Source organism: Fulvitalea axinellae (genome assembly GCF_036492835.1).
GTDB classification, from domain to species: domain Bacteria; phylum Bacteroidota; class Bacteroidia; order Cytophagales; family Cyclobacteriaceae; genus Fulvitalea; species Fulvitalea axinellae.
On sequence record NZ_AP025314.1, the window covers coordinates 4,069,832 to 4,088,738 of the forward strand.

Here is an 18,907-nt window from a genome sequence, read left to right on the forward strand (position 1 = left end):
AGATTCTAGAATTGGATACTAGCGCCTACGGTCACCGTAAACGGGAAAGGATATGCTGCCCACGAGTCTGTTTCCGGATCGCCAGTGTCATAGTTGCTGAATACGGCCACGTTGTTCATGTCCACAAACATCCGGGCGCTTTTTACCAACCTGCTTCCCGAAAGCAGATCGTTGAAAGTGTAGCCCAACGTGATGTTCTTCAGACGAATGAAGTCGACATTGGTCCTGTAAAAGTCGGAGTTGCCCGAGTAAGTGGTTTTGATACCGCTTGGCAATGTGCCTCCAAGGTTTTCGGAACTCCACGCGTCGTAGGTCAAATCGTTGGAGTTGTTTTCCCGCTGAAGAATGCCGAGGTTACGCATATTGTCGTCGTAGCGGTCACGATCCAAACTTCCGTACATGTAAATGCTTAGGTCAAAGTTCTTGTACTTGAAATTGTTCGTGATACCGATATTCAAATCGGGCCGGCTAGTGCCTAGCAAAACACGGTCGGCGTCGTTGATTTTTCCGTCCGGCTCGCCGGTCAGGTTACCGTCTTCGTCCAGGCCGTTAATGTCTTTCACTTTTATCTCGCCCGGAATCAGTCCCGGGTTCGGGCCGAACTCTTCGCCTATGGCCACCAGACCGTCGCTCAAATAACCGAATTTGGCACCCAACGGATCGTCTTCGCTTTCATACACTTTTAGGATAACCTCCGGGTTACGCGTTTTCCAACGGTCTTCGTAGTGTCCCAAAGTCACGCTTGTGTTCCATTCCAACTCGCCTTTCAGGTTTTGGGTATTCAAAGTAAGTTCCCAACCTTGGCTTTGCGTAGACCCGATATTAGCCGCCACTTGGTTAATAGGAAGGTAAGAGGCCAAAGTACGCTTCGAAAGAAGGTCGTCCACCGTCTTGCGGTATACTTCGAAAGTAGCGTAAACGCGGTCATCGAAAAGGCCTATGTCTATACCCAAATTCACTTCCGTGGTGGTTTCCCATTTCAGGTCCGGATTAGCCAATGACGTTTGTTCCACGCCTTTCACTATTTTGTTTCCGAAGCCGTAAGACGATCCTACCGAGTAGTACGCGAAGGCGTTTCCTCCAATATTCGAGTTACCGATCTGACCGTAGCTGGTTCTCACTTTAAGGTCGGAGAAAATGCCTTGGTCTTTCATGAAATCCTCTTCGATAACCCTCCACGCCAAAGCCGCCGACGGGAAATAGCCCCACTTATTGTTCTCGCCAAAACGGTCGGAACCGTCCGCGCGCATGGTCAAGGTCAACAGGTAACGGCTCTTCCAGTTCAGATTCAGCCTTCCGAAATAAGAACGGAAACGGGTAAGTGATTTTTCGCTCTTTACGCCCGGACGATCAGCTTGCCCTGAGCCCAAGTTGTTGTACAGGAATTGGTCAGTGATAAAATCGTTGTTGTCCAGATACTGGGACTCAAAATTAAACTCTTCTTCCGAATAGCCGGCTACGCCACTCAGGGCCAATTGGCCAATTTCCTTGTTGAACGAGGCCGTCAATTCGAAAAGATGATTGTAGCGCTCGATCTGGCTTATGCTTCCGAAGCCCTTTTGGTTTGCGCCATACAAAAACGACTTGGGCAGGTAACGCTTCCTTTTACCCATATTATAATCGATTCCGTACTTCGCTTTCAACCCCAACCAGTCGGTAACCTGATATTGAATATCCGCACTGGTCAACAACTTGTAAGTGTTGGTATTGTCGGTCACTTCCATGAACGATACCGGATTCGGAATCGTCGGACGTTCGGGGTTGAGGTTATAGTTGCCTTCGGCGTCTTTGGGAGCGATAAAAGTAGGAAACTGAAAGGCTGAGGAAATCATGCCCGATCCGTCGTTAATGCCTCCCATCTGCGAGTTGGCATTTTGGATCAGCGAGCCGGTAGTGCGTATGCCAAAGGTCAGATTTTTAGCCAATTCCTGATCCATGTTAATACGGCCACTGTAGCGCGTAAGGTCCAAGTTTTTCACCAGACCCTCTTGATCGAAATAATTGAAAGAGGTAAAGATCTTCGTCTTGTCCGTGCCCGACTTCAGCGTAACGTTGTGTTCCACTATCTTGCCCGTTCTCGTAATCATATCCACATAATCGAAATTCTCGGCGTTTTGGATTTCCTCTTCCGTAAATAGTCCCGGAAAATCCCCGTCCGGAACTTCGCCTTTGTCTCCATAAGGGTGAAAATTGTTCTGGTATCTGTAATACTCCCGGTATCCGTGATTACGCACACGCATCAGTTCCTGAGCGTTAAGCAGGTTCCAATCGTTTTTAGATTCCTGCACACCAAAGCGGAAATCGTAGCCTATTTCCAGCGATCCTTTCTCGGCGTTTTTGGTAGTGATCAACACCACGCCGTTGGCCGCGCGGGCTCCGTAAATGGCCGTCGCCGAAGCGTCTTTCAGTACTTCTATAGATTCGATATCGTTCGGGTTGATGGCATTCAGCGGGTTACGCGAACCGTAACTGTAGCCACCATCAGGTTCCACATTGGAAGTGTTCACCGGAAAACCGTCAATGATATAAAGCGGCGAGTTACCGGCGCCCGTAGAAGCCGCGCCTCGAATCAAAACCGAAACACCACCGCCGGGCTGAGCGCTGTTTTGCTGAACCTGCAAACCGGCCACCTTACCCGAAAGCATATGCATTACGGAGGTGGTCGCCGCTTCGGGAAGTTCGTCTGCCTTTACCGACGCCACCGCTCCCGTAAGATCACTCTTCTTCACTACGCCATAGCCGACCACCACTACCTCGTCGAGCCCGATTAGGTCCTCTTCCAGCACAACATCGATTACCGACCGGTTGCCCAAAGCCACCTCTTGGGTTTTCATTCCCACAAAAGTAAACTGGATCGTTTCGGCTCCCAAAGGCAATTTCAAAGCGTACTTGCCTTCCAGATCCGTCACCACGCCAATGGCCGTACCCTTTATCCCTACAGACACGCCGGGTAGGCCCTCGCCTTTTTTGTCCGTGACCTTACCCTTAAGCGTACGGTCTTGCGGAGCTTTGACGGCTTCATTCTTCGGCACAATTGCCACATATTTGTCTACGATCTTATACGTCAGGTTCGTTCCTTTGAGCAATCCTTTCAAAACGGTATAAATCGTAGCGTCTTTGAAATTGACGTCTATTTTTTTATTGAGCACCGCTCCGTCATATTTGAGAAAGAAATAAAACTCGGTGCTTTTCTCTATCGTCTCAATCGCTTCCTTAATGGAAATCCCCTTGCGATTAAGGTTCAGCTTAGTCTCTTGGGCATATGTGCCCGCCGCCTCGGTGCGGGCCGGCAAAAATATCAACAACAACGCCAGGCCCAATATAAGGCTCCATACGCCAGAAGCCCGATAACTAAAAAGGGCATCGTAATATTTTCTCATAAAAATTGTATCTTTATACGTGAGTTTTGAGCCCCGTGGGGCCATTCAATGCTTACGTACCGCCCCGCCGAAAACCGGAGCGGGTACGTCGCGGCTCGGGCAAGCGCCAACTTGCCGGAGCCGCCATTTTTCAGGAGCTGTCCATCATAAAGTTTTTTCCGTTCAAAGAATATTGGTCCGTAAGGCAAAAAAGATTCGCCCACAGACTTGCGATACGCTTTACTCCCTATCCAAAAATAATTTATACCGTCGCTGTCGCAGAATGCTTCCGAAAATTAGCGCCTACCGGTAAAGGTTATTTCTAATCCCACAATATTAAATCGGGACCATCCTCCCGCTTCTCTATCCTATAGCGCAACGAAGAGGTTTGTCTCAACACCTCCATAATCTGCACAATGGGTTTATCGCACAATACCGTACCCCAATAAGGCTCGGACCGTAGCTTTTTGTTCCTGATATTGATCTCCACTCCATACCAGCGTTCCAACTTCTTGGCTATACCCTGAAGGGGTACGTTCCTGAATACCATCCTTCCCTCCGCCCAAGCCATCGCATGCTCGGGGTTTACCGCTTCCACTCTTAATATTCCGGTTTCTTTCTTATACTTGGCCCGCTCTCCGGGGTTCAACCTGACCAAATCCACCCCCTGTTTATCATTGATTCCTACACTGCCTTCAAGCAAGGTCGTGTTGGCAAAGCCGTCTTCGGGATAGGCCTCCACATTAAAGACCGTTCCGTACACCTTCACGTCATGGACAAGCGTCCTCACCACAAACGGTTTTTCCTTGTTTGTGACTATATCAAAAAGCGCCTCGCCCTCCAACTCCACACTACGCCCCGACACAAAAGACGGATCATAACGCAACACACTGCCAGCGTTTACCGTTACTTCCGAACTGTCCGGAAGATAAATCTCTCTGGTTTTCCCGGAAGGAACAACAATCTCCACCATGGCCACTCCCCCGTCAGAAAGAATCGGGGAATTTAATCGAATATCGGAAACGAAAAATCCCAAACCGAAAGCCAAAGCCAAAACCGCCGCATACTTAGCAAAACGCAAGAACATACGACGCCCCCGCTTTTGGACGCCGATACGCCCTTGCACTTTTTGCCAAGCGCCGGGACTTATCTCAACATTACCAGTAAGAGCATGAAGCCTTTTGCGTCTCATAAACTCGGCTTTGTTTTCCTCGGATTCATCCACCCACGCAAACAGGCTTTTCACCTCGCCTTCCGTGGCTGAGGCTTCCAAATATTTGTCAATTAGATCGTCTCCCGTCATAGCAGTTCTCCCGTTTCGCAAATAGGTACCCGCTCACCCGCAGTTTCCCCTATATCGTTTTCCTGTTTTTTTGAAAAAAATTCTGTGGGCTAAAAAAATCAGCGGTTTTATTTACTAAATCTAAACAGCTTCTCTCTTTGATTTTATCCGTGAAAACAGCCCTTCGCCCTATTTACTCCGTAAAATACGCACAGATTTTCATCCGCCAAAAAATAGTAACTTATCTCCGCCTCTAAGAAACTCAAGACCGGAAAGCAATAAATTTTGGAACAAACAAAAACAGCCACCCCGCAAAGGATGGCTGTTTTCAAATCCAGATCAACCGTTGAATGACCTTGTATCACTTTCCGCCGGCCAGTTTCTTTTCCAGCTTTTCCATCTCATGCGGAAACGGGAAATGTTGCGAAAGCGTATGTTCTTTTTCCATCACATCCAACAGGTCTTTAACCACTTCCGGATGATCTGTTGCCACGTTTGTCTTTTCTCCCAGATCTTTCGACAAGTCATAGAGTTCTACGTCGGAATGGAATCCTTTTTTATCCACATCCAATCTGACGGCTTTCCAATTGCCCTTTCTTACGGCCTGTTTTCCTCCTTTTTCGTGGAATTCCCAGTAGAAGGCCCTGTCCGCTCCGGGTTTTCCTTTTCCTGTCAACAGGTCTTTTACGCTGATTCCGTCAATATTGGCCGGCGTCTTCGCTCCTGCAAAATCGGCCACAGTCGGCAATACATCGGCAAAAGTCCACGGAGTTGCCTCCACGACGCCGGCCGAAACGGTCCCCGGCATCGAAACGATCATCGGAATGCGGATACCGCCCTCATACAAATCACGTTTCTTGCCACGCAACGCGCCGTTACTGTCAAAACGGCCGTCCCAACGTCTAGCTCCGCCATTATCCGAAGTGAAGAACAGCAGGGTATTATCGTCGATGCCCATATCCTTGAGTTTCTTGGCGATCTTGCCCATATCCGAGTCGATCAAACTGACCATCGAAGCGTATATCTTTTCCTGCTCCGTCCAGTCTTTGTCCTTATAGCGCTCGTCTATTTGCGGTATCTCATACTCGTCGTGTGGCAACAGGTAAGGAATGTACAGGAAGAAAGGCTTGTCTTTGCTTCCGTGTTTTTCCACAAAGCTGAGCGCAAAGTCCGTAAAAAGGTTATGCGTGTAGTTCTCCGGCTTGTGCCTGTCCTCTTCCTTTATTTCCTGTTTCTCTTTATTCAGCCAAAGGTAATCGGTGAAATGGTGATGGGCGCGACGCTGGTTCAAAAAGCCGAACCATTCGTCAAAACCTTGATCGTTCGGCTCGCCTTCGGTGCCAGGCTCGCCCAGACCCCATTTTCCAGTCATGCCGGTTACATATCCAGCGGTTTTGAGCACTTCGGCTATAGTTATGTCTTCGTCATGCAAAGGCACACGACCATCTCCGCCGGCCAAGCCTTTTACGCCACCGAACCCGAAATTGCCTCTTACGGTTGTATGGCCGGTATGTTGGCCAGTCATCAATACGCTACGCGAAGGCGCACAAACGGTAGTGCCCGAATAACACTGAGTAAACCGAAGGCCATTGGCCGCCAAGCGGTCCAGATTAGGGGTGTGGATTTCTTTCTGCCCGTAACTGCCCAAGTCTCCGTAGCCGAGGTCATCGACCATTACAAAAATTACGTTAGGCTTGGGTTGCGGGGTCTCCGTCGCTTTCTTTTTGGTTTTGCTTCCGCACGATGCCAGTCCGAAAGACAAACACGCCATAGACAGCAACGACTGAAACAGCCGGGATTTAAGCGAATAAAACATCTGTATCTGTTTTTGTACCGAAAAATTAAGTCACAACTTCTCCGTACGAAACAGGCTTGGTGTCACAATTATAACATGAGGCTTCCAAGTTAACAAAAGCGCGAACCCATTTGTGATAGCCTATGTTCATTGGTAATAATATAGGAAAGGGCCGGGAAACACCTATCACAAGGAAAACTGTTCGGAAAACATACGTGCCATCATTTGTAGTGGGCGGCCATCAGCACCAACACCATCACATAATCGGAGAGATGCTCCCGCATATGTTTCAACGCCCGGGTGATGTTGGCCTCGACGGCTTTGGTAGTAAGGCCCAATTCCTCGGCGATTTCGCGGTTTTTCATTCCCTCCATTCTGCTCATCACGAATACCTGACGGCACCTTTCGGGCAGAGTCTCCACGGCTTTCATAAACAAGTCCTCAAGCTCGGCGAACTCAACGGAATTAAAATCGAACGACTTTAGCGTTTCCCTATTTAGCGAAGCCTCTTTTTCCCATAGCAGATGGTCTTGGTATTTGCTGGCCACCGTTTTTCTCCTCAATACGTTAAGGCATTCGCTCCGCGCAATAGTAAACAGAAAGGAACGTATGCCCTGCGGTTTTTCGACCTTGCTTCTTGACGCCCATAATCTCACAAAAGTGTCTTGGGCCACGCTTTCGGCGTCATCATAAACAAATTGGGCGCAAAAGCCCACCACCTGTCCGTAATAAGCGTCGAAAATATATTCGAAAGCCCGCTCATCGCCGGATTGAAACGCATTAAAAACAAATTCGTTTAGGTTTCGGGAATTCATAGGCTCTCTGATGCAAAAGTCAAATCCAACAAAACGGAACGGCTCCTCACCCGACTGGCCTGAATGGAAAAATCGCCACGGGCTTCGCCATCTTTCAAATCTACTTCCCCAAATATACAAAATAGAACATGAGGCGAAAGCGGAATCAAAAGTCTAAAGACTTCAACAGAATCATGAAGTCCTTTTTTGATATATGAACCGCAATATTGGCACTAAAGCGACACCTTATTGGCTTATCAAAACCCTTTATAGACAATATTTATAGCCTGTTTTCATATTTAAGTTCAACCAAACCTCCATTTTACCCGTAAGCCGAACTGTATGCTACCATTCTTTTATTAAACAAAAGACATAAAAAAACAGAGCCAACGGTGCTACCCCCACCAAGGTGATTAGTCAAAAACCAACATTAACCACCATGAACAACCTGAAACTTGTCCCATTTCTTCTGGGGCTTATCGTCGTGTCTTTTTTTGGATGTAGCAAAAGTGACAGTGATGACGAAGGGGTAGGCACTAGCCTCAGCATTACCGTAAACGACAACAACGGCAAAGCCGTAGAAGGCGCAAACGTCAGTATTTTCAAAAGTCTGCAAGACCTTACCGCCAACCAGAATCCGGTAACAGGCAAGAGTATGGTCACCAACGCCCAAGGCAAAGCCGTTTTCACTGAAATTCCCGAAAGCGTTAGCTCCGTTTACGTCAAAGCCTCCAAAGGGTCTATCAGCACTATGTACGGCGCTTCGCATCCTATGGTCAGCATCACCCACGGCTCAAGCAACAGCCTGATAGCCCAAGCCGTAGCCATGACCACCGATCCCGGAAACGGCAATAGTGGCGACGTACAGCAACGCGTAGTCCTTCTTGAAGAGGTCACCGCTCAAGGTTGCCCCAACTGTCCGCGCGGCCACAGCACCGTAGCCTCTATCCTCAATAGCAAAGGCGACAGAGTGGTTCCCGTGGCTATCCACGCTTTGGGCTTGGCCAAAGAACTCAAGATAGACGAAGGTCAAAAAATCGCAACCGAAATCCTGAAGGCGAGCTACCAACCGCAAGGCTCCGTAAACCGAAGCCCTATCAGTGGCAGTAGCCTAACCGGCGGTACGACTTCGTGGGCCTCAAAGGTAAACAGCGAACTGGATATAGCACCAAAGGTAAACCTCGAACTCAGCAGAGACGGCAACCAAGTAAAGGTAAAAGCCAAACTCAATCAGAATATCAGCGCCCCGCTTAGGGTGACCGTACTGATTACCGAGAACAATATCAAAGCCTCCCAATCAAACGGCGGCGACAACTACAACCACATGCACGTACTCCGCGATGTGGTGACGGCATATGATGGCGACGCGTTGACATCCGGAGCCGGAAACCAAGGCGATATTATCGAAAAATCTTTCTCTTTGAGCCTGAACGGTAGCTGGAAAACTTCCGACATCAAAATCGTGGCTTTCGTTCACGAATTCCAGAGCAGTCGTTACGTTCACCAGGCCGCTCAGATAAGCTACTAACTTCCCATCCCCTCAATTTCAAGGAACGCTGGCTCTGCCGGTGTTCCTTCTTCACTTCTTTAACTGCACTCTGATGAGAAAGACAATATACGCCTTGGCCATAACGCTGTTCGTTTTAGCTAATAGCCAAAATACCTATGCCCAAAGTATCGGTTTGAAAACATTGCCCAAACTGACGTTCAAAAACCTCGACAATAAAAAAGTAGACCTTGACCAGTCTATCAAAGAAAACCAGCTTACCGTAGTAAGCTTTTGGGCGACTTGGTGCGGTCCGTGTTTGCAGGAGTTAAGCGCCGTTTCGGATTTGTACGAGGACTGGAAAGAGGACTACGGAGTGGAGTTTCTGGCGGTCAGCACTGACAATAGCCGTAACCTGACCAAGGTAAAAGCCATGGCCAACGGAAAAGACTGGCCCTTTCCGGTATTAACCGACCCCGAAGGCACAGCCCAAAGCAAGTTGAATTTTCCGGCGGTTCCGTTTATGCTCATCGTCAACCAAAAAGGCGAGGTACTGTATAAGCACAACGGCTACGCTCCGGGTTTTGAGGAGGAATTGGAAGAAAAAATCAAGTCTTTCGCCCTCTAGCCTATCCGGTGCGGACCCAATCCGCACGCTCACTCCTACCTGACAAAACATGAGACATTATATTATAAAGTTGGCGTTGCTTTCAGTCTTCGCTTTCGTCGTTGTGACCGAAACCCACGCGCAAGAAGGCGCCCAAGTCTCGGGATCTTTGCAGTTGAACCAAAATTTCTATGTCAAAGACTCCAAGTTCTTCGACGGACAAATCCCACCGCAATACGACAACCAAAAAAGCTCGACTGACGGCTGGCTCAACCTGAATTATCGCTATAAAAACATCACTGCGGGAATACGTTACGACCTGTTACTGAATTCCGGACTCCGAAACCCCAATACCGCCCTTAACCGCCAAGGCGTCGGCAACTGGTTTGTGACTTTGGACTTAGACAAAGTGGAAATCACCGGCGGTTATTTCTATGACCAATTCGGGTCGGGAGCGGCTTTCAGGGCATTCGAAGAAAGAGCGCAGTTGCTCGACTACGCTATCCAAGGGTTGCGCATCAAGTACGATTTCGCTGAAAACTGGCGGCTGAAAGCTTTTGTAGGAAGGCAGAAAGCGAATCCAGAAGATGTGGAAGACGACCTTCTGGAAACCGACAAAGCCGTAATAAAGGGCCTGAACGTGGAAGGTTTCGAGAAACTGGGCGAACTTTCCTTTGCTCCCGGCATCTCCTTAGTCAACCGGACACTTTCGGACGAGCAACTCCAGGAAATAGAAGGCCTAATCAGCCAACAGAACGAAGCCACCAGATTCTCGCCCGACCAAAACACTTGGACATATTCGGTTTACAATACCTTGGGCTATAAAAATTTCAGCTGGCTAGTCGAATACAATTACAAAACTCCGGAAGCCGGTTTCGTAAATCCCATTTTGAGCAACGATCTTAAGGAAGAGAAAGGCGATTTGCTTTACAGTTCGCTTACTTACAGCCTTCCCGGGTTTGGCCTGATCGTGCAATACCGTCGGATGGAAAACTTCCAATTTCGCACCTCCCCGTTACAACTCAACAACAACGGACTGATTTCTTACCTGCCGGCGTTCAGCCGTCAGAACACATACCGCCTGACAGGGCGCTACGTACCGGCACCACAATTTGACGGCGAGGAGGCGGTACAAGCCGACCTGTTCCTTAAGCTCAGCAAAAAACAAAGCCTGAACTTGAACGGAGCTTTAAACTATGACCTCAACGGTAACGAGCAATACAAAGAGCTTTTCGCCGAACACAAGATAAAATTCAACCGAAGATTTACGCTCAAATACGGCGCCCAATACCAAAGCTACGATCTGGCCGTCTACGAGGCCAAAAGCGAACTGCCCGTATTGACCGCAATCACTCCATTCGTATCGGCGGTGAATAGGCTTTCGAAAAAATATGCGCTCAAAACCGAGCTTTCCGCCATGTTTACCGAAGAAGACCAAGGCGATTGGTCTTGGTTCTTGGCCGAACTCAGCCGTGGGTCAAAATATTCGATTCAGGTCAGCCATATGTTTAATTACGGCAACCCCGACGCCGACAAACAGCTTCAGTACTTCAGCGTTTTCGCAAACGCCAACTTCGGTTCCCATAGGCTTAGCGCCGGCTTCGTGCAACAGCCCGAAACCGTGGTCTGTAACGGAGGCGTTTGCCGGCTTGAGCCCGCCTTTAACGGCGCAAAATTATCCTACCAAGTAGTTTTCTAGGCAATTTTCTGAATATCCTCATTCAAAAGCCCGCTTGATAGCGGGCTTTTTTCATCATATTAAACACATTTAGAGAATAATTTTATAATACTATAAAAACACTAATAAATTAAACTCAACAAAGGGTATAAGTGTCTTTTGGAGGAATTAAACCCAAACAGACATGAAGTACATTTTTATTAGCCTATTTACTTTGTTGAGTCTTGCCGCTTCCGGACAAAAACCTGAGACAACTTTAGCCTATGCAAGATATTCAACCTTGTTGCCAAGTAATGGCACTATAGGTATCAGAGCTGGATTTACCCTCGTCAAATACGAAAGAAACATTTATGAACTCGGTTTTTCGATAAACGCAAAAGACGCTGAATCCATTCCCTCCGACTATGAGCCACCTTTTACATTCGTTCCGTTTTCGCTCAACCCTAAGGACGTTCTGTATTCCACTGAACTCTTAGTCGGTAGAATGAAGAATCTAAATGCTCGAGGTACTGTCCGCCTAAATCTAAAGGGCGGTTTAGCCCTCTCATTTTTAGCAGAACCAACAAACTGGACTCCAAAAAATGACGGATGCGTACTGTTTTGTGACGAGAACTACACTTACGATTCCAAAAACACCTTTATGCCCGGCATCGTACTAAAGCCTGAAATAGAGTTTCCTTTTTCTCGAGTCTTCGGCCTCAGTGTAGCCCCAACAGCCATCATAACCACTGGGCACTCGGTTTTCGGCGTAAACTTCGGGATGATAGTCGGGAAGTGTAGACGAAAAAAAATCAGGTTTCGGAAACACGTCAAAAACCACACGCCAAAACGTCACACAACAAACTGATTAAAAGAGCATTGCACGACATTTTTTCATTCCAACCCTCTGTAAAACACCGTCTTCCTGACAATTATTCCGAAAAATAACATTCGGCCCGGGCTTTGGTGAAATTCCTTCGAAACCACATTCCCCCTTTTGCAAAAACAAGCCATGCGGGTTTGTGGATTTAATATTAGGCACAGAAAGTATCAGAACGCTTTCCGAGGCCTTTTAATGATGGAAAAATAAAAACTACTATATGCAATTCGAAAACTTCACCGTAAAGGCGCAGGAGGCCATACAAACGGCAGCCAAGCTTGCGCAAGACCAAAGCCAACAGGTGATCGAGCCGGGACATCTGCTCTCCGCCACCCTCGACGCCGAACCTGGTATCACGAATTATCTGGCTAAAACCCTGAACGTAGACATTCAGGACCTTAAGGAAAAACTGAACAAACTGCGGGCGGGCTACCCCAAAGTATCCGGCGAAGCCCAGCAGGTGTATCTTTCCAACGATACCAACGCCATAATCAAACGCGCCGAGGAGCAAATGAAAAAGCTCGGCGACCAGTACGTTACACTTGAGCATATCCTGCTCGGTATCTTGGCCGGAAGCGACAAAGCCGGTCGTTTGCTGAAAGACGCCGGCATAAAGGAAGCCGACCTCCTAAAGGCCATAAAGGAACTCCGCGGCGGAAAAACCGTCAACGATCCCAACGCCGAGTCCAAGTACAAATCGTTGGAGCGTTACTCTGTCAATCTCAACGAGCTGGCCAAGCAAGGCAAAATAGATCCGGTTATCGGCCGCGACGACGAGATTAGACGCGTATTGCAGATTCTCTCACGCCGTACCAAGAACAACCCGATGCTCGTGGGCGAACCCGGAGTAGGTAAAACCGCTATCATCGAAGGAATGGCCCGCCGCATTGTGGCCGGTGACGTTCCGGAAAACCTCACCGACAAGGTCCTGATTTCGCTGGATATGGGGCTTTTGGTGGCCGGAGCTAAATATAAAGGCGAGTTCGAGGAAAGGCTCAAGGCCGTAATTCAGGAAGTCAAAGACTCCGACGGGCAGATTATACTGTTCATCGACGAGATTCACACGCTGATCGGTGCCGGAAGCGGAGGCGATGGCGCAATGGACGCGGCAAACCTGCTAAAACCCGCCTTGGCCCGTGGTGAACTGCGTTGTATCGGCGCGACTACCATTAAGGAATACCAAAAACATATCGAGAAAGACAAAGCTTTGGAGCGCCGTTTCCAGTCGGTTTTGGTGGAAGAACCCAGTGTCGAAGACTCGATTTCCATCCTTCGCGGCATCAAGGACAAATACGAAGTGCACCACGGCATCCGCATCAAAGACGGAGCGATCATCGCCGCCGTGGAGCTCTCGAACCGATATATTACCGAGCGTTTTCTTCCGGACAAAGCCATCGACCTAATGGACGAGGCCGCGTCGAAACTGCGTATCGCTATCGCCTCTATGCCTGAGGAGCTGGACGAGCTGAACCGCAAGATTATGCAGTTGGAAATCGAGCGTGAGGCCATCCGCCGGGAGAAGGACAAGGAAAAAGAGGAACGCCTCAACAAAGTGTTGGCCGAACTGAACGACAAGCGCAGCCAACTCAACGCCAAGTGGAAAAGCGAAAAGGACGTGATCCAAAGCATCCACAAGCTGAAAGAGGATATCGAAAACTACAAAACCGAAGCCGAACAGGCCGAACGCGCCGGCGACTACGGTAAAGTGGCCGAAATCCGTTACGGAAAAATCAGCGAAGCGGAACAGGAGCTAAAAAAGCTCACGGAAAAATCGAAAGAGCTGGACCAGGAAGGCGCAATGCTCAAAGAGGAGGTCGATTCTTCGGATATAGCCGAAGTGGTGTCAAAATGGACAGGCATCCCCGTAGCCAAAATGATGGCCGGCGACCGTGAAAAACTGTTGCGCCTTGAGCAGGAACTCGGCCAGACCGTCGCCGGACAAAACGAAGCCATAGAGGCCGTAGCCGACGCCGTTCGCCGTAGCCGCGCCGGGCTTCAGGATCCCAAACGCCCGATCGGGTCGTTCCTGTTCCTCGGCCCAACGGGCGTAGGCAAAACCGAACTGGCGAAAGCCTTGGCCGAATACCTGTTCAACGACGAAAACGCCATGGTCCGCATCGATATGTCGGAGTACCAAGAGCGCCACGCCGTCAGCCGATTGGTGGGAGCACCTCCGGGCTACGTGGGTTATGACGAAGGCGGACAATTGACCGAAGCCGTTCGTCGTCATCCGTATTCGGTAATCCTTCTCGACGAGATCGAAAAGGCCCACCCCGACGCATTCAACATTCTGCTGCAAGTACTGGACGACGGACGCCTGACCGACAACAAAGGACGTGTCGCGAATTTCAAGAATACGATCATCATCATGACTTCCAATATGGGAGCGCAAACCATTCAGGAGAATTTCGCCAACATAGACGAAGCTCACGAGGATGAGATTCTTGACCGTACGAAGAAAGAGGTTCTCGACCAACTGAAACAGCAGGTCCGGCCCGAGTTCCTAAACCGAATTGACGAAACCATAATCTTCCGCCCGCTTAGCGTGGCTGACCTACGGAAAATTGTCGGTATCCAGATTCACTTGCTCAAAGACAGGCTCAAGGAAACGGGCGTTCAGCTGGAACTCACCGATCCGGCTTTGGACTTCTTGGCAGAACAAGGCTACGATCCGCAATTCGGCGCAAGACCGCTTAAGCGAGTCATCCAAAGGCTGATGCTTAACGCATTATCGAAAGAATTGCTTGCCGGAAAAATCAAAAAAGACGACGTGATTAGCGTCGAACTCAACGAGAAAAAAGACGGGCTGATCTTCCGCAACTTGCAGTTGCCGGCTGTCCGGAAATAACAAGAAATATCAGATACACGAAAAGCGGTTCTGCACAGGACCGCTTTTTTTGATGGATAAACCTCATCCTTCACCAAAAAGAATCTTGACACGACAATGAGCCAAAGCGTTCCGCCAATAAAAGAAAAAAATACCGCTGATATAAATTTCAAAAACCTTTACAGCCTAATAACTAGACAACAACAATCAATTCACTACTTTCGAACGACCTCAAACCAACCGCATTCCTGGAAATGAAACAACATGAATACCACAAGGAAAAACCTCCTACCATTTCTTCTGCAACTACTCTGCATTCCACTTCTAACGACATTCACAGCCTGTGACGACGACGATGATTGCCATAAAGGCGAAGGCCAAATCACGACCAAAACACTGAACGTCCCTGCATTCAAAGCACTGGAAACTCGGGCCAGTTTCAAGACTATCCTGCGCCAAGGGCCCGTACAGGAAATCAAGGCCACTGGCCACCCGAATATCATCGACCGGCTATCCACCACTGTCAGCGATGGCGTCTGGGAAGCCGGCTTCCAGTCCGGTTGCCATACCGACTTTGAGCTGACGCTCTTCGTTACCGTCCCCATTATCGAATCTGTTGAGAATTCTGGTGCGGGAAACCTTATTGTGGAACAGTTCGAAAATCTCGGCGACCTTGGCCTTAAGCTTTCCGGATCCGGAAATATGACGTTAAACGGAGCCGGCGGTACCGAAAACCTGAATGTAGAATTAAGCGGAAGTGGCAAAATCATACAAAACAAAGACTTTCCGGACCTGAAAAAACTAGACTTGGAAATTGATGGCGCTGGGCCATATCGCGGATTCCCCGTCTCAGCAAACCACTGCGACGTGACTATATCCGGAAGCGGTTCCGCACAAATTAACGCCACTCAACGTCTTGACGCATCGATAAAAGGATCAGGAAGCATCTATTATATCGGCTTCCCTGCGGAAATCAATTCGGATATCACCGGATCGGGAAAAGTGGTGAAAGACGACTGAGCGCCATCATTCACTCCAAAGCCAACACAAGAGCGCAATCCAGCGCTCTTTATTTTTGTTCGTAGCGCTTTTGTTTCTTAGTTTCGGAACATCGGCCAACACTCCTTGGCCATTTACCGAAATCCACCCCGAAATGGCAAAAGACAAAAGCGGATTCTTTAACGATGTCTACGAAGTCGTCAAACTTATACCTCCGGGAAGAGTGACCAGCTATGGCGCAATCGCCGCGTATTTGGGCTCGAAAGGAAGCGCCAGAATGGTTGGCTGGGCTATGAACGCATCGCATGGCAATAAAGATGTGCCAGCCCACCGAGTCGTTAACCGCAACGGTATGTTGACCGGCAAGAGCCATTTCGACCAGAAAAATCCAATGGAAGAACGCTTGCTTGAAGAGGGAATCGAAGTCAAAGACGAGAAGATTCTCCGCTTCAAAGAGGTCTTCTGGGATCCGTCAAAAGAACTTGAGCTTTAAACCTAGCGCCCGTTTTCCGGTTTTGAAATAAATTCCGCACTATGTCAAAAAGAGTATTGATCACCGGCGGTTCAGGGCTTGTCGGCCGTCATCTTATCCGCCATTGCAACAATTTGGGTTGGGACGTTTCCATCCTTAGCCGAAAACGCAAAGCGGTAGACGGCGCCAAGGTATTTCTATGGAACCCCAAAAAGGATTTTGTGGAAGACGGCGCCTTGGATTGTGACGTACTGGTCCACCTAGCCGGAGCCGGCGTAGCCGACGCCCGCTGGACAACTGGACGCAAAAAGGAAATTATGGAGAGCCGGCGACTTCCCGCCCTGCTTTTGGCCAAACAAATACGAGAAAACGGCCAAGGCCCGTCCTCTATCATTAGCGCGTCCGGCATAGGTTTCTATGAACCTGGCGACATATTTACGTTAAGAAACGAGCAAGACCCGATAGGCAAAGGTTTTCTGGCTGATGTTTGCAAAGAATGGGAATCGTCCGCACAAGAAATGGCAAACGCCGGAAAGGCCCGGTTAAGCATCTTGCGAATAGGTCTGGTCATGGCCTCCGACGGTGGCGCATTAGAGAAAATGTCGCAACCCATTCGTTATCTGGCTGGCACTCCTCTAGGAACAGGTAAACAACCCGTCAGTTGGATTCATGTGGAAGACCTCTGCAGAATGATCACTTGGTGTGCGGAAAAAAAACTGGAAGGAACTTTTAACGCCGTAGCACCAGAGGTGGAAACCAATCTCAGCCTAACCAAAGGCATAGGAAAAGTACTCGGAAAACCCGTATGGCCGATCGGCATACCGTCCTTCACATTACGGTTAATGCTTGGCGAGATGGCCGATATTTTATTGGAAGGCCAAGCGGTAAGTCCCGAAAAAATAAAGGGAACAGGTTTCAGTTTCCTCTTCCCTTCAATGGACGCAGCCCTAAAGGATTTGCTTTAGGGCAGACATTCTTTGCCCTTTTCCGATAACGTTTGGAAAATATCAACTCTGCGTATCCGATACGGAAATAATCGTAAACACCCTCTTGCCCGCAGGCGTCTGCACATCCACAGTTTCTCCGACCATCCTGTCTACCAACGCCTTTCCGATCGGCGACACTACGCTCATTTTTTTCTTCTTCGGATCAGCTTCGTCAGATCCTACAATCTGGAATTTGAACACCTTTCCTGTCGGATCCTTAAACTCGATCCACGAACCAAAAATGGCTTTCCCCGGTTCTTTGGGCTGGTTTTCAATCACCTTCAGCACCTTGAACCTGCGGTGGATATAGCTGATTCTACGGTCAACCTCGCGGAGTTTCTTTCGTCCGTAGATATATTCAGCGTTCTCCGAACGGTCTCCCATGGCGGCGGCTTCGCCCACAGCATCGGCCACCATGCGCCTTTCTTTCCAAAGCGCTTCCATCTCGGCATTCAGGGCATCCCAACCCTCTTTCGTTATCCAAATCGATTTCGACATCTATAATCGGATTTTCAGATCGTTTCAAAAAATTCGGCACAGCCGACAATCAAGCGCGCTCCCTCTTTTTCTTGTAAATAGGCACCGTACTGCAAGGCTCACCAAACATCAGGCTTTTTACCACGGGCCTCAGCCTACGGCTAAGCTCCACATAAGCGGATTCCGGCACAGGAACATCTGAACAACCTTTGACCACAACCATGGCGTCACGGAAATCCTCCACGTTTATCGTATCGAGGGCCTCGTGGAAAAGTACCGTTTCCAGCGTCTCCAAAGAACCGAACACCACAATGCGAGCGTGGGGCTCCATCACCGCAGTCAACAGCATATAAGCCCAAGTAGGCACTATGGCGTCGACGGAGCAAGTGATGGCTACGCATTTGCCTGCATACTCCGACCAGTCCGTCTCCTTGACCATTTGTCGAAAATCCTTTTCGCGCAAAACCAGTCCTTGAAAAAGATGGGGGGCCAAATCAAAAACCACCCGCTCGCCTGCCTGATAATATTCTGACAAGTCCAATGAAATCAGCGGGCTCTTTGCCACTCGGTTCACTATCTCTTCAGCCATTAGAATATATTTTTCTTGGGCTTGGTAGCCCTGAATTCCTTTAGATAAAACGGTTCGAAATACGCAACATCCTCAAAACTCTGCTGTTCGTATTTCACGTAAGCCAAATTCCCGATACCTTCGGCCGACGGGGATACGTTTGGCCAAAAAGAAGCGTTCGGATGCTGGCCGAATACCTCCACGCATTTGTCAGAGCCGTTTCCGAAGAAGATCACTTTGCCCTGCTCCAAATACTTATCGTAAGACTCCGGCTCCACAATTACCGCTTGCGTAGGCGAAAGCTCTTTACCTTCCGCATCATACACGGCGCAATACACCTCCATTCTTCTGGCGTCGAGCATGGGGCACAGCAACGCTCCGTCCAAGTTAAAACCCTTTATGGAATTGGCCATTCCCTCAAGCGTATTTACCGCAATAAGCGGAATGTCCAACGAGTAGCAGAGCCCTTTGCCCGTAGATGTCCCGATCCGAAGCCCTGTGTATGAACCCGGCCCCTCAGACACCGCCACGGCCGAAAGGTCTTTGTACGCAAAGCCCGCGTTCTTCACCACATTGTCTATCGCAACGGTCAGCTGGCTGGAATGCGACTTATCCACGAACAACTCTTCCTTCGCCTTCAACACTCCGTCTTCATGCAAAGCCACCGAACACACCGTAGTGGCGGTTTCCAAACTCAGAATCAACGCCATAATTAGAT

At 49.0% G+C, this 18,907-nt stretch carries 15 protein-coding genes; 8 read left to right on the plus strand and 7 right to left on the minus strand.

The window, feature by feature from the left end; translation table 11 throughout:
• Positions 1-5: 5 nt before the first annotated feature.
• The 4 genes from AABK39_RS15415 to AABK39_RS15430 form a co-directional block, all read right to left on the minus strand.
• A complete protein-coding gene (locus AABK39_RS15415; protein WP_338392236.1) occupies positions 6-3,380 on the minus strand; it encodes a TonB-dependent receptor in 3,375 nt (1,124 codons plus the stop codon).
• A gap of 301 nt (positions 3,381-3,681) precedes the next feature.
• Entirely contained in the window at positions 3,682-4,662 is a 981-nt protein-coding gene (locus AABK39_RS15420; protein ID WP_338392237.1) for a FecR family protein, read from the minus strand.
• Positions 4,663-5,002: 340 nt separating this feature from the next.
• Positions 5,003-6,457 carry an arylsulfatase gene (locus tag AABK39_RS15425; protein ID WP_338392238.1) on the minus strand — a complete coding sequence of 485 codons (1,455 nt, stop codon included), beginning with the start codon at positions 6,455-6,457 and terminating at the stop codon, positions 5,003-5,005.
• A gap of 200 nt (positions 6,458-6,657) precedes the next feature.
• Entirely contained in the window at positions 6,658-7,251 is a 594-nt protein-coding gene (locus AABK39_RS15430) for an RNA polymerase sigma-70 factor (protein ID WP_338392239.1), read from the minus strand.
• Positions 7,252-7,669: 418 nt separating this feature from the next.
• On the opposite strand from AABK39_RS15430, the gene AABK39_RS15435 reads away from it, so the two are divergent.
• The 8 genes from AABK39_RS15435 (at position 7,670) to AABK39_RS15470 (ending at position 17,123) form a co-directional block, all read left to right on the plus strand.
• Complete coding sequence (locus AABK39_RS15435; protein ID WP_338392240.1) at positions 7,670-8,758, plus strand: Omp28-related outer membrane protein; 1,089 nt, start codon at positions 7,670-7,672, stop codon at positions 8,756-8,758.
• A gap of 73 nt (positions 8,759-8,831) precedes the next feature.
• The gene (locus tag AABK39_RS15440; protein ID WP_338392241.1) at positions 8,832-9,344 is read left to right on the plus strand and encodes a TlpA family protein disulfide reductase; all 513 of its coding nucleotides are present in this window, start codon (positions 8,832-8,834) and stop codon (positions 9,342-9,344) included.
• Between the two features lie 49 nt (positions 9,345-9,393).
• On the plus strand, positions 9,394-11,022 hold the full coding sequence (locus tag AABK39_RS15445) for a DUF6029 family protein (protein WP_338392242.1): 1,629 nt from the start codon (positions 9,394-9,396) through the stop codon (positions 11,020-11,022).
• A 163-nt stretch (positions 11,023-11,185) separates the two neighbouring features.
• Positions 11,186-11,848, plus strand: a complete 663-nt coding sequence (locus tag AABK39_RS15450) for a hypothetical protein (protein ID WP_338392243.1) — start codon at positions 11,186-11,188, stop codon at positions 11,846-11,848.
• A 232-nt stretch (positions 11,849-12,080) separates the two neighbouring features.
• Positions 12,081-14,708: an ATP-dependent chaperone ClpB gene (gene clpB / locus AABK39_RS15455; RefSeq protein ID WP_338392244.1), complete on the plus strand. Its 2,628-nt coding sequence runs from the start codon at positions 12,081-12,083 to the stop codon at positions 14,706-14,708.
• Between the two features lie 243 nt (positions 14,709-14,951).
• Complete coding sequence (locus tag AABK39_RS15460) at positions 14,952-15,707, plus strand: head GIN domain-containing protein (RefSeq protein ID WP_338392245.1); 756 nt, start codon at positions 14,952-14,954, stop codon at positions 15,705-15,707.
• Positions 15,708-15,840: 133 nt separating this feature from the next.
• A complete protein-coding gene (locus AABK39_RS15465; RefSeq protein ID WP_338392246.1) occupies positions 15,841-16,179 on the plus strand; it encodes an MGMT family protein in 339 nt (112 codons plus the stop codon).
• Positions 16,180-16,220: 41 nt separating this feature from the next.
• A complete protein-coding gene (locus AABK39_RS15470) occupies positions 16,221-17,123 on the plus strand; it encodes a TIGR01777 family oxidoreductase (protein WP_338392247.1) in 903 nt (300 codons plus the stop codon).
• 42 nt (positions 17,124-17,165) lie between these two features.
• Here AABK39_RS15470 and AABK39_RS15475 read toward each other — a convergent pair whose 3' ends face one another.
• Genes AABK39_RS15475 through tsaB form a run of 3 tightly spaced genes read right to left on the minus strand, consistent with a single transcriptional unit; the run spans position 17,166 to position 18,899 of the window.
• A complete protein-coding gene (locus AABK39_RS15475; RefSeq protein ID WP_338392248.1) occupies positions 17,166-17,642 on the minus strand; it encodes a GreA/GreB family elongation factor in 477 nt (158 codons plus the stop codon).
• A gap of 49 nt (positions 17,643-17,691) precedes the next feature.
• Positions 17,692-18,210 carry a DUF2480 family protein gene (locus AABK39_RS15480; protein WP_338392249.1) on the minus strand — a complete coding sequence of 173 codons (519 nt, stop codon included), beginning with the start codon at positions 18,208-18,210 and terminating at the stop codon, positions 17,692-17,694.
• Complete coding sequence (gene tsaB / locus AABK39_RS15485; RefSeq protein ID WP_338392250.1) at positions 18,210-18,899, minus strand: tRNA (adenosine(37)-N6)-threonylcarbamoyltransferase complex dimerization subunit type 1 TsaB; 690 nt, start codon at positions 18,897-18,899, stop codon at positions 18,210-18,212. The genes AABK39_RS15480 and tsaB overlap by 1 nt, the downstream gene beginning before the upstream one ends.
• Between the last annotated feature and the right edge of the window lie 8 nt (positions 18,900-18,907).

Bases quoted from the DNA above. Each gene is read 5' to 3' on its own strand.
- AABK39_RS15415 (WP_338392236.1), bottom strand. From the start codon at position 3,380: ATGAGAAAATATTACGATGCCCTTTTTAGTTATCGGGCTTCTGGCGTA.
- AABK39_RS15420 (WP_338392237.1), bottom strand. From the start codon at position 4,662: ATGACGGGAGACGATCTAATTGACAAATATTTGGAAGCCTCAGCCACG.
- AABK39_RS15425 (WP_338392238.1), bottom strand. From the start codon at position 6,457: ATGTTTTATTCGCTTAAATCCCGGCTGTTTCAGTCGTTGCTGTCTATG.
- AABK39_RS15430 (WP_338392239.1), bottom strand. From the start codon at position 7,251: ATGAATTCCCGAAACCTAAACGAATTTGTTTTTAATGCGTTTCAATCC.
- AABK39_RS15435 (WP_338392240.1), top strand. From the start codon at position 7,670: ATGAACAACCTGAAACTTGTCCCATTTCTTCTGGGGCTTATCGTCGTG.
- AABK39_RS15440 (WP_338392241.1), top strand. From the start codon at position 8,832: ATGAGAAAGACAATATACGCCTTGGCCATAACGCTGTTCGTTTTAGCT.
- AABK39_RS15445 (WP_338392242.1), top strand. From the start codon at position 9,394: ATGAGACATTATATTATAAAGTTGGCGTTGCTTTCAGTCTTCGCTTTC.
- AABK39_RS15450 (WP_338392243.1), top strand. From the start codon at position 11,186: ATGAAGTACATTTTTATTAGCCTATTTACTTTGTTGAGTCTTGCCGCT.
- clpB (WP_338392244.1), top strand. From the start codon at position 12,081: ATGCAATTCGAAAACTTCACCGTAAAGGCGCAGGAGGCCATACAAACG.
- AABK39_RS15460 (WP_338392245.1), top strand. From the start codon at position 14,952: ATGAATACCACAAGGAAAAACCTCCTACCATTTCTTCTGCAACTACTC.
- AABK39_RS15465 (WP_338392246.1), top strand. From the start codon at position 15,841: ATGGCAAAAGACAAAAGCGGATTCTTTAACGATGTCTACGAAGTCGTC.
- AABK39_RS15470 (WP_338392247.1), top strand. From the start codon at position 16,221: ATGTCAAAAAGAGTATTGATCACCGGCGGTTCAGGGCTTGTCGGCCGT.
- AABK39_RS15475 (WP_338392248.1), bottom strand. From the start codon at position 17,642: ATGTCGAAATCGATTTGGATAACGAAAGAGGGTTGGGATGCCCTGAAT.
- AABK39_RS15480 (WP_338392249.1), bottom strand. From the start codon at position 18,210: ATGGCTGAAGAGATAGTGAACCGAGTGGCAAAGAGCCCGCTGATTTCA.
- tsaB (WP_338392250.1), bottom strand. From the start codon at position 18,899: ATGGCGTTGATTCTGAGTTTGGAAACCGCCACTACGGTGTGTTCGGTG.